Origin of the sequence: Bacillus sp. FSL K6-1560 (genome assembly GCF_038592935.1) — a bacterium.
Lineage (GTDB): Bacteria > Bacillota > Bacilli > Bacillales > Bacillaceae > Bacillus > Bacillus subtilis.
In genome coordinates this window covers 3,495,697-3,511,423 of record NZ_CP151946.1, presented here as the reverse complement: position 1 = coordinate 3,511,423, position 15,727 = coordinate 3,495,697, and the positions used below count along the sequence as shown (strand labels likewise).

Sequence of the window (15,727 nt, the reverse complement as noted above, 5' to 3'; positions counted from 1 at the left end):
TCCATTTATCCGTTTTGATGCTCGTTATTTCCAGAATCACTGTGTTGAAACATGTAGGTCACAGGACAGAAGCGCAAGATTCCCGAACCCGCTTTCATGGCCCCCATAAAGATGTAAAAGAGATGCATTCTGCACCAAGGTTTTTTCGTAAACTTTGCACTGGCGGCTGACATAATCGTCAATCCGCAGGCGATTCTGAACACGGCATTGATGAGACTGATGTTTGGCTTCAAGGAAATCCGCTCCTTTTACTTAAAAAAGTTTTTTAACCGAACCTTCAAAAATTTGTAACGTTTTTATCGTGCGTGATGAGGAAGGATGTGATACCATGAGTCTAATACATGTAAAGGAGAGTATGTGAATGTCCGAACGCACCTTTAACTGGAAAAACAAAGACATCAGGGCACAGGTTGATGTTGTAGACTCAAAGCTGCTTCCAACGCTCCTTTTACGGAATGCTCTCGTCTTAAATCCATATGTAAAACAATGGCTGAAAAAAAACATTTGGATTTATCAGGACCGCATTGTTTATGTGGGTCATGAACTTCCGAATAGAGCCGAAGAAATTCATACGATTGATTGTGAAGGAAAATACATTGTGCCAGGTTATATTGAACCGCACGCACATCCTTTTCAAATATATAATCCCCAAACACTGGCGGAATATGTGTCTCAATACGGAACAACGACATTCGTGAATGATAACTTATTTTTGCTTTTGCAAAGCGGAAAAAAGAAAGCGCTTACGATTTTGAATGAACTCAAAAAGCAGCCTGTCCAGTATTTTTGGTGGTCACGCTATGACCTCCAGACCGAGGTTCTGAACGAGGACCACGTCCTTCCATTTGACGTCAGAAAACAGTGGATTGAACATCCGGATGTGATTCAAGGCGGAGAAATGACCGGGTGGCCTCGCTTGGTAGATGGTGATGATTTAATGCTCCACTGCATGCAAGCTACAAAGAAACAGAGAAAACGCATTGAAGGGCATTTTCCCGGCGCTTCTGATAAAACGCTTACAAAAATGAAGCTGTTCGGAGCGGATTGTGATCATGAAGCGATGACAGGTGATGAAGTGATGAGAAGGCTGGAACTGGGCTATTATGTTTCCCTTCGGAACTCTTCCATTCGCCCTGATGTAAGAAAAATCTTGCAGGAGCTGCATGAGAAGGGCTTCCGCTATTATGACCACTTCTTTTACACGACAGATGGCGCAACCCCGAATTTCTATAAAGGCGGCATGACAAACGAGCTGATTCGCATCGCTTTAGAAGAAGGCGTACCTGCAATCGACGCCTACAATATGGCATCATTTAATATCGCAAAGTATTACCAAATGGATGATTATTTAGGAGTTGTCGGACCGGGTAGACTGGCATCGCTCAACATACTGGAAGATCCGTTAAATCCGAATCCCGTGACTGTTCTGTCAAAAGGGACCATTCTGCGTGAAGACGGCTGTGATTCGAAGGCGTTTACAAAGACGGACTGGCACAAAGGCGGTCTTGTCCCGCTTGAGCTTTCATATGATATGACGATGGATGACTTGCAGTTTTCTATGCCGATGGGCGTGAAAATGCGGAATGCGGTTATTATGGAGCCATATATGATTGAGATCGACAATTCGATGGAACAGCTCTCATTTGACCATGATGAAAGCTATTTGACAATGCTTGATAAACATGGAAAATGGCGTGTGAATACGATGATAAAAGGGTTTGCCTCAAGCGTGCAGGGATTTGTAAGCTCCTTTACGACGACGGGCGACATTGTCGCGATTGGAAAAAATAAAGCGGATATGCTGCTCGCTTTCGCCCGGATGAAAGAAATAGGAGGAGGAATTGTTTTAGCGGAGAACGGAAACATTTTGCATGAAATCCCGCTTGCGCTGTGCGGCTGCGCCTCTTCGGAAGCGTATGAAGACGTGCTTGAGAAGGAACAAAAGCTGAGAGATCTTTTGACTGAAAGAGGCTATGAGTTTTGCGATCCTATCTATACGCTGCTCTTTTTGCAAAGTACGCACCTTCCGTATATACGCATTACGCCAAGAGGAATCTTCGACGTCATGAAAAAAACTGTACTCTTTCCATCGATAATGCGTTAAAATATAAAAGAGCAGGGAGCCGACATATGAAAAAATGGATGACAGTTTGCGCGCTGTGTTTCGTGTTTTTTCTGCTGGTATCCTGCCAGCAGAAGGATGCTGGCCCGGATACTGCAAAGAAGCTGAAAGCTCCTTTAACGGGGCTAAAGACTGAACAGAAGGTGACTGAACGCCGGCCTGTTGCTGTTGTGGTGAACAATCACCCGAAGGCGAGGCCGCAGTCGGGTCTGTCTAAAGCCGACATTGTCATAGAAGCGCTAGCCGAAGGGCAAATCACAAGATTTCTGGCCATTTTCCAAAGCCAGATGCCTGAAACTGTCGGACCTGTGCGGAGCGCGCGGGAATATTTCGTCACTCTCAGCAATGGCTTTGACAGCATATTTGTCCATCACGGCTGGAGTCCCGGCGCCAAAGAGCAGCTGGAATCTGGAGTTGCCGATTATATGAACGGATTGGATTTTGACGGAAGCTTATTTTGGAGAGCTGATTTCAGCAAGCCGCCCCACAATTCCTATACGTCTTATGATTACATAAAAAAGGCGGCGGAACAAAAGGGTTATAAGCTGAAGCAGGAAACAAATCCGCTGCTGTTTCAAACATCAGATGCAAAACCTGCAAATGAATCTTACAATGTTCGGGTAGATTATGGAACAAATAACGTTACAAATCTTGTCGAATACAACTATGATAAAAAAGCTGAATCTTATACAAGAAGCTCTGATGGTGTCATAACGACAGACCGGGAAACCGGAAAGCCGGTTGCAATGCAAAATATTTTCATTGTTGAAGCCAGCCATCATATTATTGATCAAGATGGAAGGCGGGACATCGACTTGGAATCAGGAGGAAAAGGTCTGTTGTTTCAGCACGGAAACGTCATTGAAACAGACTGGAAACAAGTGAATGGCAGAATTGTGCCGGTAAAAGACGGCAAGTGGCTTCCGTTTGTGCCAGGAAAGACTTGGATCAATATCGTACCTGATCTTGATGCGGCTTCCATTAGTAAAGGAGAAGGTGTGTAACGATGCAAATCGATAAATTACGCGGCAAAGAGCTGGACCAGTTATTTAACTCGATCTTATCGCTGAAAGACCTGGAGGAATGTTACCGATTCTTCGATGATCTATGCACAATTAACGAAATTCAATCGCTGGCTCAGCGCCTTGAAGTGGCGCGCATGCTTCGCGAAGGAAACACGTATCATAAGATTGAAACAGAAACAGGCGCTTCCACGGCTACGATTTCCCGTGTGAAACGCTGCTTAAATTACGGAAATGACGCTTATGAAATGGCGCTTGACCGTGTGAAGGAAACGGAAACTGAGTCTTCTTCAAAATAACATAGAACCGCCCTGCCGTTCGGCAAGGGCGGTTTCTTTATGAAACAAATTGATGGATCAGGTTGTCGATATCGATGATACTGCCATCCTCTTTCCGATAGACAACATGCTCCTTGGAAAAGTGAATCGGCGAATTAATCCCTGCTGCGGCTGCGAGGTTAAATAGTCCCTCGCGCAATGAAATAACGTAGTTGCAGACACGATGCTGTTTTTCCTCAACGCTCAGTGCTTTTTGCAATTTCGGATCTGTCGTCGCCACACCTGCCGGACAGGTGTTGGTGTGGCAGACGAGAGCGCGGATGCAGCCAACGGAAAACATCATGCCGCGTGCGATGTTGACAAAGTCAGCGCCGAGGGCTAAGGCGACCGCGATTTTATCAGGAGTCAGGAGCTTTCCGGAAGCAAAGATTTTCAGCTGGCTGCGCAAGCCGTACTGTTTAAGAAGCGTGTCAACAATAGGCAACGCTGTCATAATCGGAAGGCCGACTGTATCCGCGAGCTCGTAAAAGGAAGCTCCGGTACCGCCTTCACTTCCGTCGATCGTGATAAAATCCGGATGCTTTCCGCTTTTCTGCATATGAGAGAAAAGCTCATGCAATTCTTCAGGATGCCCTGCGACCAGTTTGATGCCGACTGGCTTTTGTCCGACATCTCTAAGTTTTTCAATAAAGTCGAGCATTTCAGGAGGGTTTGAGAATTCATAAAAGCGGTTCGGGCTGTCAATCGACTTTCCAGGTTCGACATTCCGAATATCTGCCACTTCCTCTGATACTTTGGCGCCGTCCACATGGCCGCCGCGGGTTTTCGCTCCTTGTGCCAGCTTTAGCTCAAACGCTTTAATTTGGCCAATCCTGCTTTTTCTTTTAAATTCCTCCCACGAAAATTCCCCGTTTCTTTTGCGCACGCCGAATAGGCCCGGTCCGATTTGGCAAATGATATCGGCGCCGCCCTTTAAGTGATACTCAGACAATCCTCCTTCACCTGTATTCATCCAGGTGCCGCCTGCCTGATGGAGCCCTTTTGAGAGCGCCGTAACAGCCCGTTCTCCAAGAGAACCGTAGCTCATGGCGGACTGGCCGACTAAGCCCTTCACATAAAATGGCTTCTCGCATGTATGCTCGCCAATCACCTGTACATCATCAGGATGGAGAAAATACGGGTCTGCCTTGATATGTTCGGCATGCTCCTTGCGTTTGAATAGATTGTCAGCATCCATTTTATAGATTTGGGTTTCAATTTTTGGCGTTTGATTTACGTGCATTTCTTCCCTTTGTTTTGGAAACATAGCGTTACGGATATAATAGCCAGGTTTATCAAAATCTCTTACAGATCCAAAGCCCATCATTCTGCTTTTGTATTTGCCGGAGATGACGGTTTGCTCATATTCCTTTCGTGAAAATGGCTGCTCTTCATTGTCATTGCTGTATAAATACTGTCTGAGCTCCGGCCCGATTTTTTCAAGGATATACCGAAACCTTCCGATGACGGGATAGTTGCGAAGAATTGAGTGCTCCTGCTGTTTTTCATCCTTTATGTAGATCCAGGCAAACAAGACGATCGGGATAGCGATGATCCCAATGATAAATGCGATGAGTGCTATTATGATGGTTTCCATCTCTCAGCCTCCCTTTTTATGTAACCATTTCCACAGTAGAACACTTTCCAAACAATAGCAGAAGGAATCTGGTGAAAAATGTGTGCTCCTGCCGATACAGGACTCACCATGCAGGTACTGCCATATGCTCTCTTTTTTTATGAAAATAGAATCAAAACACCTTTTTCAGTGAATAACGAGATTAACGGCTTTTTCCGTTTTTCCGCGCTATGTGAATTTGTTATAATGTTTAAATGGTAACAAACGAATGGAGGAACGTATGACGTGTACGATGTAACAGAGTGGAAGCATGTCTTTAAACTCGATCCAAATAAAGATTTGCCTGACGAACAGCTGGAGATTCTTTGCGAATCAGGAACGGATGCGGTCATTATCGGAGGCAGTGATGGTGTGACAGAGGATAATGTCCTGCGGATGATGTCTAAGGTAAGACGGTTTTTGGTACCGTGTGTCCTTGAGGTATCAGCGATTGAAGCGATCGTTCCCGGCTTTGACTTATATTTTATTCCGAGTGTATTAAACAGCAAAAACGCGGATTGGATTGTCGGAATGCACCAGAAAGCCATGAAGGAATACGGAGAACTGATGTCTATGGAAGAAATCGTGGCGGAGGGCTACTGCATCGCAAATCCAGATTGCAAAGCCGCGGCACTGACTGAAGCGGACGCCGATCTGAATATGGATGATATTGTCGCCTATGCGCGTGTGTCGGAGCTGCTGCAACTGCCGATTTTTTATTTAGAATACAGCGGCGTGCTTGGAGACATAGAAGCTGTCAAGAAAACGAAGGCTGTATTGGAAACGTCCACCTTGTTTTACGGCGGCGGCATCAAGGATGCGGAAACGGCCAAGCAGTACGCAGAGCATGCGGACGTGATCGTTATAGGTAATGCTGTGTATGAAGATTTTGACAGGGCTTTGAAAACAGTAGCGGCTGTGAAAGGCGAGTAGTAAATTGTACGGATTTGGTTTATGATAGAACATATGTTTTGTATAGGCGGGTGAACAAATTTTGAATTATATTAGCAATCAATTACTAAGCGGTTTAAACCCCGTTCAGCAGGAAGCAGTCAAAACAACGGACGGGCCTCTTTTGCTGATGGCGGGAGCGGGAAGCGGAAAGACGCGTGTCCTGACACACAGAATTGCTTATTTAATGGCAGAAAAGCATGTGGCGCCGTGGAACATTCTAGCGATCACATTTACAAATAAAGCGGCACGCGAAATGAAAGAACGTGTGGAAAGCATCCTTGGACCCGGCGCGGACGATATCTGGATTTCCACATTCCACAGTATGTGCGTGCGGATCTTGCGCAGAGATATCGACCGGATTGGGATCAACCGAAATTTCTCCATCCTTGATACGGCTGACCAGCTTTCAGTGATCAAGGGGATTTTGAAGGAGCGCAATCTTGATCCGAAGAAGTTTGACCCGAGAAGCATCCTCGGTACGATCAGCAGTGCAAAAAATGAATTGACCGAACCGGAGGAATTCTCTAAAGTTGCCGGCGGCTACTACGATCAGGTGGTCAGCGATGTATATGCTGATTATCAGAAGAAGCTATTGAAAAACCAGTCGCTCGATTTTGACGATTTGATTATGACGACGATTAAACTGTTTGACCGAGTGCCGGAAGTGCTTGAATTTTATCAGCGCAAATTCCAGTACATTCACGTTGATGAGTATCAGGATACGAACAGGGCGCAATACATGCTCGTTAAGCAGCTTGCCGAGCGTTTCCAGAACCTTTGCGTTGTGGGGGATTCTGATCAGTCAATCTACAGATGGCGCGGCGCGGATATCACCAACATTCTTTCATTTGAAAAAGATTATCCGAATGCAAGCGTGATTTTGCTAGAACAAAACTATCGTTCAACGAAACGGATTTTGCGCGCGGCTAACGAGGTCATTAAAAACAACTCTAACCGCAAACCGAAAAATTTGTGGACGGAAAACGATGAAGGCATCAAGATTTCCTATTATCGCGGTGATAATGAGTTCGGTGAAGGACAGTTTGTGGCCGGCAAAATTCATCAGCTTCACAGCACAGGCAAGCGGAAGCTGTCGGATATCGCCATTTTATACCGGACAAACGCGCAGTCCCGTGTGATTGAGGAAACGCTTCTCAAAGCGGGTTTGAACTATAACATTGTCGGCGGCACAAAGTTCTATGACAGAAAAGAAATTAAAGACATTCTTGCGTACCTGCGCCTCGTATCCAATCCGGATGACGATATCAGTTTCACGCGCATTGTCAATGTGCCGAAGCGCGGAGTCGGCGCGACATCACTTGAAAAAATCGCTTCGTATGCGGCCATAAACGGCTTGTCCTTTTTCCAAGCGATTCAGCAGGTTGATTTTATCGGCGTCAGTGCCAAAGCGGCAAACGCGCTTGACAGCTTTAGACAGATGATTGAAAACCTGACCAATATGCAGGATTACTTATCCATTACAGAGCTGACAGAAGAAATTCTTGATAAGACGGAATACAGAGAAATGCTGAAGGCTGAGAAATCGATCGAAGCCCAAAGCCGTTTAGAAAATATCGACGAGTTCCTGTCTGTTACGAAAAACTTTGAACAGAAAAGTGAAGACAAGACACTCGTTGCGTTCCTGACAGACTTGGCGTTAATCGCAGATATTGATCAGCTCGATCAGAAGGAGGAAGAGTCAGGCGGCAAGGATGCAATCACGCTGATGACACTGCACGCCGCGAAAGGACTGGAGTTCCCGGTTGTTTTCTTGATGGGGCTTGAAGAAGGCGTCTTCCCGCACAGCCGTTCACTCATGGAGGAAGCGGAAATGGAAGAAGAACGCCGCCTTGCGTACGTTGGGATTACAAGGGCGGAACAGGAGCTTTATCTGACCAATGCTAAAATGCGCACCTTGTTTGGCCGGACAAATATGAACCCGGAATCTCGCTTCATTGCTGAAATACCGGATGATTTATTGGAAAACCTAAATGAGAAAAAAGAAACAAGAGCGACGTCTGCGAGAAAAATGCAGCCGAGACGCGGCCCTGTTTCACGCCCGGTATCCTACGCCAGCAAAACAGGCGGCGACACCTTGAACTGGGCAGTCGGAGATAAGGCGGGCCATAAAAAATGGGGAACAGGAACTGTCGTCAGCGTAAAAGGCGAAGGAGAAGGGACGGAGCTCGATATTGCCTTCCCGAGCCCTGTCGGCGTGAAACGCCTGTTAGCAGCATTTGCTCCTATTGAAAAGCAGTAATTGAAGAGGAAAGGAAGAAGCAGATGGACAAAGAAACAGCGAAGCAGCGGGCAGAAGAACTGCGCCGCACCATCAACAAGTATAGCTATGAATATTACACCTTAGATGAACCGAGCGTCCCAGATGCCGAATACGACAGATTGATGCAGGAGCTGATTGCGATCGAGGATGAGCACCCAGACCTCAGAACGCCTGACTCTCCTACGCAGCGCGTCGGCGGAGCCGTGCTTGAAGCGTTTCAGAAAGTCACCCACGGCACACCGATGCTCAGTCTGGGCAATGCCTTTAATGCTGATGATCTTCGTGATTTCGACCGCCGTGTGCGCCAAGCCGTCGGCGACGATGTGGCGTATAATGTGGAGCTGAAAATAGACGGTCTTGCTGTTTCTCTCCGTTATGAAGACGGCTATTTTGTCAGAGGAGCCACCCGAGGTGACGGAACGACGGGAGAGGATATTACGGAGAATCTGAAGACGATTCGCAATATCCCCCTCAAAATGAACCGTGAGCTGTCGATCGAAGTGCGCGGCGAGGCGTATATGCCGAAGCGTTCGTTTGAAGCACTCAATGAGGAACGGATTAAAAATGAGGAAGAGCCGTTCGCCAATCCGCGAAATGCCGCGGCAGGATCTCTTAGACAGCTCGATCCGAAAATTGCAGCGAAACGAAACCTCGATATCTTCGTCTACAGTATAGCGGAGCTTGACGAGATGGGTGTGGAGACGCAAAGCCAAGGGCTTGATTTTCTCGACGAACTCGGATTTAAAACGAATCAGGAACGAAAAAAATGCGGCGACATAGAAGAAGTCATTACGCTGATCGATGAGCTTCAGGCGAAGCGCGCTGACCTGCCGTATGAAATAGACGGCATTGTTATTAAAGTCGATTCCCTCGATCAGCAGGAGGAGCTCGGTTTTACGGCGAAAAGCCCGCGCTGGGCCATCGCGTATAAGTTTCCTGCTGAAGAGGTCGTGACGAAGCTTCTCGATATCGAATTAAATGTCGGCAGAACGGGTGTGATCACGCCGACCGCGATTCTTGAGCCGGTAAAAGTTGCCGGCACAACGGTCTCAAGAGCATCCCTTCATAACGAAGATTTAATTAAAGAGAAGGACATTCGGATTTTGGATAAGGTTGTCGTCAAAAAAGCAGGCGATATCATCCCGGAAGTTGTGAATGTCCTCGTTGAACAGCGCACAGGAGAAGAAAAGGAATTCAGCATGCCGACGGAATGTCCTGAATGCGGCAGTGAGCTCGTCCGGATCGAAGGAGAAGTGGCGCTTCGCTGCATTAACCCTGAATGTCCGGCGCAAATCCGGGAAGGGCTGATCCATTTCGTTTCCCGCAATGCCATGAACATTGATGGGCTCGGCGAACGAGTGATCACACAGCTGTTTGAGGAAAACCTTGTCCGCAATGTGGCAGATTTATATAAGCTGACGAAGGAACGAGTCATCCAGCTCGAGCGCATGGGCGAAAAGTCCACTGAAAACCTGATCAGCTCCATCCAAAAATCAAAAGAAAATTCGTTAGAGCGCCTGCTGTTTGGGCTTGGCATCCGTTTTATCGGATCAAAGGCCGCAAAGACGCTTGCCATGCATTTTGAAAGCTTGGAGAACCTGAAAAAAGCCTCTAAAGAGGAACTTCTCGCGGTAGATGAAATCGGTGAAAAAATGGCTGATGCTGTGATCACCTATTTTCATAAAGAAGAAATGCTTGAACTCTTGAATGAACTTCAGGAGCTGGGCGTAAACACGCTCTACAAAGGCCCGAAAAAAGTAAAAGCAGAGGACAGCGACTCTTACTTTGCTGGTAAAACAATTGTTCTGACAGGAAAGCTGGAAGAGCTGTCAAGAAACGAAGCCAAAGCGCAAATCGAAGCGCTGGGCGGAAAGCTGACTGGAAGCGTCAGCAAAAACACAGACTTAGTCATCGCCGGAGAAGCGGCGGGAAGCAAGCTGACAAAAGCACAAGAGCTGAACATTGAAGTGTGGAATGAAGAACAGTTAATGGGAGAGCTAAAGAAATAAGAGGAGTGTTTTCTATTGAAAAAGACGTTGGCATTGGCGGCAACGGCGGCAGTATTAATGCTGTCTGCCTGCTCGTCAGGTTTTGGGGGGGAGAAGGAGGAAGAGATTACGCAAAAGACGGCGAAATCGTCAGAAAAAGCGATTGTCCCGAAATATAATATCTCTGACTCCTATTACAAAATGGTGCTGCCGTTTAAGGCAGGCAAAGCGCGCGGCTTAACAACGGAACAGCTGAACACTAGGCTGGACATTGACGAGTTTGAAACAGGGCTGATGCGTCTTGCCCAAGATTCTTTCTCGACTGACGATTATCTGTTCCAAGAAGGACAATATTTAGATGAGGATACAGTATTAAGCTGGCTGGCACGGAAAAAAACGGGCTCTGATTTGAAAAAAGCCGAAAAAGATGATAAAAACTTCAAAAATGAAGGCTTGAACCCGGCGCTCCCGAGCTCTGGTTCAACAGAAGAAAAGAACGAAAGCAGCCCGATTTATTTAGCATCCATGCTTGAGCACGATTATTTAGTCAGAAAGGACAAGAATTCTATCCAGCTTGGCGGCGTCATGATCGGACTGGCGTTAAACTCCGTGTATTACTATCGTGAAAAAACTGGCGACCCGCAAAAAGAAGTGGAGATTAAGGACAGCACGCTTCGCCAGCAGGGAGAAAAAATTGCACAGGAGGTTATTAACCGCCTCCGCAAAAAAGATAACTTGAAGAATGTGCCGATTACCGTCGCGCTCTACAAGCAGGCGTCAAAAACATCGATTGTGCCGGGGAACTTCATCGCCAAAACAGAGGTCAAAGCAGGCTCTACTGATATCTCAAATTGGGATGACATCAATGAAAAATATGTATTCTATCCGGCAGATACAACCACAGCAGAAAAATACCCGGATGACACCGAGGTCTTTAAGCGGTTCAAAAACTCAATTGAAGAATATTTCCCGAACTATACAGGCGTTGTCGGTACAGCGCTGTATGAAAATGATGAAATGAAGAAAATGAAGATTGACATACCAATGCAATTCTACGGAAAAAGTGAAGTTGTCGCGTTTACCCAGTTCTTAACGGGTGAAGTGATGGACTACTACTCTAAGAGCTCAGTTGATGTCGAAGTCAATATCACGTCCTCAGACGGACAGGAAGCGGTCATTATCCGCAATGCCGGAGATAAAGAGCCGACTGTTCACATTTATGACTGATAGAAAACCCTTGTGCCATATTGGCACAAGGGTTTTTATGTTATAATTAACAGGAAAAGGGAAAATATTTCCGCTTCTGCCGAAACACAAACCAAGGGGAGGTATGTTGATGCTGGAAATCGTGTGAAAACAATCATTATCAAATCTATAGCAATGAAAGGATGTTAGACGTGCATAAAGATATCAAAAAAATATTTCATGAAGAGCAGGTTTTGGCAGAAGCTGCAGCGAGATACGGTTTCTCAAAAGATCAGGTGCGTTTTCTGGCTGATGCGGAAAACTATGTATATGAATGTATGAAAGACAATCAACCTTATATTTTAAAGATTACCCATACGATTCGGAGATCTTCTGATTATATAATGGGAGAGATGGAATGGCTCCGTCACCTTGCAATAGGGGGAATTTCAGTAGCCAAACCGCTCCCGTCGCTGAACGGAAAAGACGTAGAAGCAGTGCCGGACGGAAACGGCGGGTCATTTTTATTGAGAGTGTATGAGAAAGCGCCAGGGCAAAAAGTGGATGAATCGGACTGGAATGAAACGCTATTTTATGAGCTTGGCAGATACACAGGCAGCATGCACAGCCTGACAAAAAGCTACAAATTGAGCAATCCCGCTTTCAAAAGACAGGAATGGGATGAAGAGGAGCAATTAAAGCTGAGAAAATATGTGCCTGAAGATCAGATAAAGGTGTTTCAGCAAGCCGATTCTTTGATGAATGAACTGCGGAGGCTCCCGAAAAGCCAGGACAACTACGGCTTGGTGCATGCGGATCTGCACCATGGCAATTTTAACTGGGATCATGGCAAAATCACGGCATTTGATTTTGATGATATCGGCTACAACTGGTTTGTTAACGATATTAGTATTCTTCTCTACAATGTCCTGTGGTATCCTGTTGTGCCATATGATGATAAAGCTGCGTTTACAGAAGAATTTATGACGCATTTTATGAAAGGGTACTGGGAGGAAAATGAGCTTGACCCTGCATGGCTGATGATAATACCTGATTTCCTCCGCCTTCGCCATATGCTGATTTACGGATTGCTGCATCAGATGTTTGACCTTAACACAATAGGAGAAGAAGAAAAAGAAATGCTGGCCGGTTTCAGAAGAGATATAGAGAATGGCACGCCGATTACAGCATTTGATTTTTCAGCACTGGTGTAGATAGAAAAAGCCAATGGGATTCCAGTCCCATTGGCTTTTATAATGTATCACACTTCACGCCGACTACGCCTTCAATGGCTTTAATGTCATAGTAGACGTCGGTCGTGTATCTGTTTTTATGGACGCGGACCTTCACTTCCATAATTGGAAAATCCTTTTCGCCTAGGTCGTCGATCCGAACGGAGTGTGCTTTGATATCTCTTCTTTTCATTTCTTTTAAAATCTCTGTCATTTTGTCTTTATCAGAAAGTGACATTCTGATGCGGATGTCTTTTTCCTGCAGGCGGTCGGGGCCGATTTTTCTGACCACCCATGGGAGAAATTCCACGCTGATCAGGATGAACAGAAGACTGGCAAACGCTTCTTTATAAAAACCGGCTCCCGTAGCAAGCCCGAGCCCCGCTGCCCCCCAGATCATGGCCGATGTCGTCAGGCCGGAAATGACATCATTGCTTTTTCGCAGGATGACACCGGCGCCGATAAACCCGACGCCGGAGATGATTTGTGCCGGCAGACGAAGCGGATCCATCATGATGCGGTAGTATTTAGGGAAATGATATGCCGCATTAATACTGACGATCGTCAGCATGCATGAGCTGACTGCGATGACAATACAGGTTTTTAATCCGAGCGGCTTATTTTTTAATTCGCGTTCAAGCCCGATGACCATGCCAATCAATGTGGCAATGCCCAATTTCAATAAAATATCAGGATCAATATACCAGCTCAACAGCAAACTTCCCCCTTCTCTATGGTGTTTTTAAATAAATATGATTTTCTCACAGTATTTATAGCAAAACAAGGGCACAAAAGCCACCAAGCTGCGCTTGATGGCTTATTGCTTACTTTTTGCGTTTTAACAGCTTTTCCATGACACCGAATAATCGGTAAGAGGCTTTTGCAGGACGTTTTGTGATCATGCTGACAATGATGCCGGCAATCATACTGAGAATAAACCCAGGGATGATTTCGTACACACCGGTTGATTTTGCCAGGCCGGTTGTAATCCAGATCAACACGGTCGCAGCCCCGACAATCATGGCAGCAAGCGCGCCCCATTCGTTCATTCGCTTCCAATACAGACTGAGCAGAATCGCAGGTCCGAAAGCTGAACCGAAGCCGGCCCAAGCGTATCCGACCAAATCAAGAATGGTGCTGTTCGGGTTCAATGACAAGAGTACGGCGATAACGGCAATGACTAAGACGGACAATCGCCCGATCATGACCAATTCTTTATCAGAAGCTTTTCGTCTGAAAAATGACCGGTATAAATCCTCTGTTACAGCACTTGCTGTAACCAAGAGCTGTGAGGAAATCGAACTCATGATGGCAGCCAAAATAGCTGACAATAAGAACCCTGTAATTAATGGGTGGAACAAGATTTTAGAGAAGATAATGAAAATCATCTCCGGATCTTTTACAGCAACTCCGAATTTATGGGCGTATGCAACACCGATTAAACCCGTCAGCACGGAACCTAGAACTGTAATGATCATCCAGCTCATGCCGATTCGGCGTGCAGGCTTCAAATCTTTAATGTTTTTGATCGCCATAAATCGGACAATGATATGAGGCTGGCCGTAGTAGCCCAAGCCCCAGGCTAAATAGGAAATAATGCTAATGACGCTCGCGCCTTTAAAAATATCCAATAAGTGTGGGTTAACAGCGCCGATTTCATGGAGAGTCGGAGCAACGCCGCCCACATGGGTAAAAGCAACGATCGGCACAAGCACTAGTGCTGCAAACATGATCGCACCCTGCACGAAGTCAGTCAGACTGACAGCAAGGAAACCGCCAAACAGTGTGTATAATACGACAACTGCGGTGGTCAGAAACAAGCCTAATTTGTAATCCGCACCAAAAGCAGATTCAAACAGCCGTCCGCCAGATACCATACCGGAAGAGGTATACAATGTGAAAAAGATCATGATGATCAATGCAGATACGATTTTCAGCAGTGATGAAGAATGCTGGAATCGTTTATCAAAGAAATCAGGAATCGTAATCGCATCATCCGCCGCTTCCGTATAAGCACGCAGCCTTGGAGCCAGCAGCAAGTAATTTGAGTACGCCCCGATTGTAAGACCTAAAGCAAGCCATAAGGTGGACAGCCCTGTCGCAAACATCGCGCCGGGAACACCCATCAGCATCCATCCGCTCATATCGGCCGCGCCGGCAGACAAAGCAGTAACGAATGGTCCGAGGCCTCTTCCTCCAAGCATGTAATCATTGATGTCAGTGGTTTTCTTGAATGCATACCAGCCGATTAACAGCATGGCAATAAAGTAAATTCCTAAAGATATAATAATTTCAATACTCACGTTTTACCCTCTCTTCATTTCTAATAATGTTGCATCACCTCTCAAATTGATGGTGCCAGTTAAGCAGCCTGGCGTAAGTGCAAAACAAAAGAAATTCTTTTGCGGGTGCACTTGGTAACTTAACCTAACAAAGTATTCCCGGCCATTCAAGCGATGAAACATTGATCATAAGCTGGAAATACCGTTGCAAACCTAGAAGGGAATAAAGAATAAAACGCTTTCAAAAAATAATTAAAGTAAAAATATTCAGAAAAATATTTCGTTTCTCCTTCGCCTCATTTTAGTATAAAATATATAGGGTATTGTTTCGAAAACACAGGCCTGTCTCAAGGCGTTTTGTTGCTTTAAAGGGCTTGTTTTTGATATGATCAGTATTATATGACTTAACGGAGAAATATGTGGAGGTGGATCATATGTCACGAATTTCAATAGAAGAAGTAAAGCACGTTGCGCACCTTGCAAGACTTGCGATTACTGAAGAAGAAGCAAAAATGTTCACTGAACAGCTCGACAGTATCATTTCATTTGCCGAGGAGCTTAATGAGGTTAACACAGACAATGTGGAGCCTACAACTCACGTGCTGAAAATGAAAAATGTCATGAGAGAAGATGAAGCGGGTAAAGGTCTTCCGGTTGAGGATGTCATGAAAAATGCGCCTGACCATAAAGACGGCTATATTCGTGTGCCATCAATTCTGGACTAAAGGA

The 15,727-nt window shown here is 45.8% G+C and carries 13 protein-coding genes; 9 read left to right on the top strand and 4 right to left on the bottom strand.

Translation table 11 applies throughout. The features are described 5' to 3' along the window. Positions 1-5: 5 nt before the first annotated feature. Entirely contained in the window at positions 6-233 is a 228-nt protein-coding gene (locus NYE22_RS18695; protein WP_003233931.1) for a DUF2892 domain-containing protein, read from the bottom strand. Between the two features lie 128 nt (positions 234-361). Between NYE22_RS18695 and NYE22_RS18690 the strand changes: the two genes are divergently transcribed. The 3 genes from NYE22_RS18690 to NYE22_RS18680 are packed head-to-tail and all read left to right on the top strand — an operon-like array spanning position 362 to position 3,443. Continuing rightward, positions 362-2,104 carry an adenine deaminase gene (locus NYE22_RS18690; protein ID WP_342412047.1) on the top strand — a complete coding sequence of 581 codons (1,743 nt, stop codon included), beginning with the start codon at positions 362-364 and terminating at the stop codon, positions 2,102-2,104. A gap of 26 nt (positions 2,105-2,130) precedes the next feature. Continuing rightward, positions 2,131-3,126, top strand: coding sequence for a DUF3048 domain-containing protein (locus NYE22_RS18685; protein WP_342412046.1), 996 nt, complete (start codon positions 2,131-2,133; stop codon positions 3,124-3,126). 2 nt (positions 3,127-3,128) lie between these two features. Continuing rightward, entirely contained in the window at positions 3,129-3,443 is a 315-nt protein-coding gene (locus tag NYE22_RS18680; RefSeq protein ID WP_003219429.1) for a YerC/YecD family TrpR-related protein, read from the top strand. 37 nt (positions 3,444-3,480) lie between these two features. On the opposite strand, the gene NYE22_RS18675 is transcribed toward NYE22_RS18680, so the two are convergent. Then, complete coding sequence (locus NYE22_RS18675; protein ID WP_064671860.1) at positions 3,481-5,058, bottom strand: FMN-binding glutamate synthase family protein; 1,578 nt, start codon at positions 5,056-5,058, stop codon at positions 3,481-3,483. A 264-nt stretch (positions 5,059-5,322) separates the two neighbouring features. On the opposite strand from NYE22_RS18675, the gene NYE22_RS18670 reads away from it, so the two are divergent. The 5 genes from NYE22_RS18670 to NYE22_RS18650 all read left to right on the top strand — a co-directional run bounded on the left by NYE22_RS18670 (position 5,323) and on the right by NYE22_RS18650 (position 12,698). Further along, entirely contained in the window at positions 5,323-6,009 is a 687-nt protein-coding gene (locus NYE22_RS18670; RefSeq protein WP_070548660.1) for a heptaprenylglyceryl phosphate synthase, read from the top strand. Positions 6,010-6,070: 61 nt separating this feature from the next. Beyond that, positions 6,071-8,290, top strand: a complete 2,220-nt coding sequence (gene pcrA, locus NYE22_RS18665) for a DNA helicase PcrA (RefSeq protein ID WP_003233919.1) — start codon at positions 6,071-6,073, stop codon at positions 8,288-8,290. 23 nt (positions 8,291-8,313) lie between these two features. Further along, positions 8,314-10,320, top strand: a complete 2,007-nt coding sequence (ligA, locus tag NYE22_RS18660; RefSeq protein ID WP_103803675.1) for an NAD-dependent DNA ligase LigA — start codon at positions 8,314-8,316, stop codon at positions 10,318-10,320. Between the two features lie 15 nt (positions 10,321-10,335). Beyond that, complete coding sequence (locus NYE22_RS18655; protein ID WP_174223605.1) at positions 10,336-11,526, top strand: CamS family sex pheromone protein; 1,191 nt, start codon at positions 10,336-10,338, stop codon at positions 11,524-11,526. Positions 11,527-11,687: 161 nt separating this feature from the next. Next, positions 11,688-12,698, top strand: coding sequence for a phosphotransferase enzyme family protein (locus NYE22_RS18650; protein WP_080344163.1), 1,011 nt, complete (start codon positions 11,688-11,690; stop codon positions 12,696-12,698). 37 nt (positions 12,699-12,735) lie between these two features. Here the strand turns inward: NYE22_RS18650 and NYE22_RS18645 are convergent, their stop codons facing one another. Continuing rightward, entirely contained in the window at positions 12,736-13,434 is a 699-nt protein-coding gene (locus tag NYE22_RS18645; RefSeq protein WP_010886431.1) for an MgtC/SapB family protein, read from the bottom strand. Positions 13,435-13,540: 106 nt separating this feature from the next. Further along, positions 13,541-15,019 carry a proline transporter OpuE gene (gene opuE, locus NYE22_RS18640; protein WP_003233905.1) on the bottom strand — a complete coding sequence of 493 codons (1,479 nt, stop codon included), beginning with the start codon at positions 15,017-15,019 and terminating at the stop codon, positions 13,541-13,543. Positions 15,020-15,432: 413 nt separating this feature from the next. Here opuE and gatC point away from each other — a divergent pair, with 413 nt between their 5' ends. Further along, the gene (gene gatC / locus NYE22_RS18635) at positions 15,433-15,723 is read left to right on the top strand and encodes an Asp-tRNA(Asn)/Glu-tRNA(Gln) amidotransferase subunit GatC (RefSeq protein ID WP_003219442.1); all 291 of its coding nucleotides are present in this window, start codon (positions 15,433-15,435) and stop codon (positions 15,721-15,723) included. The last annotated feature ends 4 nt before the right edge of the window (positions 15,724-15,727 follow it).